Genomic DNA, 1,695 nt, shown 5'->3' on the forward strand with positions numbered 1-1,695 from the left:
GCATCCTTAAAACTTTAACCTTTAGCGATCGCCTAATTTATGAAAAATACAGCTCATACAGTTACTTTTATGTTACATTATCAATATTTATGTAATATGTAAAGATGCCAGCGCTCATTGCTATATATAAAGAAAAATAACTTTGGTGTTATGATTAACTAACATCATATTTTTTGCTATTGTCTGGCACTTTACCTAATATACTTTCTCTACGTCCATGTCACTGCAAGTTAATCTTAATAATCGTCATCAACATATACTATGGGCAACAGTTCGTCATTATATTGCAACGGCAGAACCAGTTGGCTCCAAATCTCTAGCAGAAGAGTACAATCTCAGTGTTAGTCCAGCGACAATTCGCACTGGGATGAGCTTTCTGGAAAAAATAGGACTTTTATATCAACCTCATACTTCAGCTGGAAGAGTTCCTTCGGACTCAGGATACCGAATATATGTTGACCAATTAATGAAACCTTCAGAAACTCTGGCTTTTGAAGTTGAAGAACTTTTACAAAAACAATTGAATTTGCCAGAAAGTCGCCTAGAGGCCCTACTTCAAGGATCGGCTCAAATTTTGGCTACTCTAAGTGGTTATATTACCCTAGTGACAATGCCCCAAACTGCCACCGCTAAGTTACGACATCTACAACTGGTACAAGTGGAAGCAGAAAAAATCATGCTAATTGTGGTAACAAATACCTATGAAACTCAGTCTCTGATGATGGACTTGAGGGCTGTAAATCAGAAAAAACATGGCAAAGATTTACCAGAGAATTCTGTACTGCCTGACCCAGAAGATATTGACAGAGAGTTACAAATATTATCAAATTTTTTGAATAGCCAACTACGAGGACGAGCAATAGGAGAATTATCTTCATTAGATTGGACGGAGCTAGACCGGGAGTTTGAGAAGTATGCTGAGTCAATCAAAAATCTGTTGGAAAGTTTAGCTCTCCGTTGTCAGACACCAGAGTACACTAGGATTCTGATTAGTGGCATAGCAGAAGTATTGCGTTTACCAGAATTCTCTAAAATGCAACAGGTTCAAACTATTATTCAACTATTAGAAGAAGAACAGGAGCAGTTGTGGCCTTTAATATTTGAAGTTCCCAGTACAGATAACCAGGTGACAGTAAGAATAGGTTCGGAAAATCCTCTAGAACCCATCCAAGGTTGTGCCCTGATTTCTGCAACTTATGGGAATGGGACAACTCCACTGGGAAGTGTAGGAGTTTTGGGGCCAACGAGAATGGTTTATGAGAATGCGATCGCCATAGTTAAATCTACAGCAGATTTTCTCTCAGAAGCTATTGGAGGAAGTTAGAAGTCAGAAGTCAAAAGTTAGAAGTCAAAAGTTAGGAGTAAGTAGGGAAGAAAGTTTTTTGTTTAGCTGGCGCACAACACACGTTAACGCTACGCGACAGGTCAGGTGCAGCATTCCGTACCGAAAACGTGGAGCGCAGAATTGAGTTCTATCAGTAATTATCCGGACAAGATATCATACCTCAAATCACCAGCGCCATTATTCGTAGCATTCTTTTTTTATTTTTATAATCATGTCCGGATAATATAGCAATGAGCGCTGGCATCTTTACATATTACATAAATATTGATAATGTAACATAAAAGTAACTGTATGAGCTGTATTTTTCATAAATTAGGCGATCGCTAAAGGTTAAAGTTTTAAGGATGCGT

Annotated in this window: 1 protein-coding gene; it reads left to right on the forward strand. The window is 38.2% G+C overall.

Annotated elements, in window-relative coordinates:
• Positions 1-223: 223 nt before the first annotated feature.
• On the forward strand, positions 224-1,324 hold the full coding sequence (locus tag F6K27_RS33075) for a heat-inducible transcriptional repressor HrcA (RefSeq protein ID WP_353734876.1): 1,101 nt from the start codon (positions 224-226) through the stop codon (positions 1,322-1,324).
• Positions 1,325-1,695 lie beyond the last annotated feature (371 nt).

Source organism: Okeania sp. SIO2F5 (assembly GCF_010692685.1).
GTDB classification, from domain to species: domain Bacteria; phylum Cyanobacteriota; class Cyanobacteriia; order Cyanobacteriales; family Microcoleaceae; genus Okeania; species Okeania hirsuta.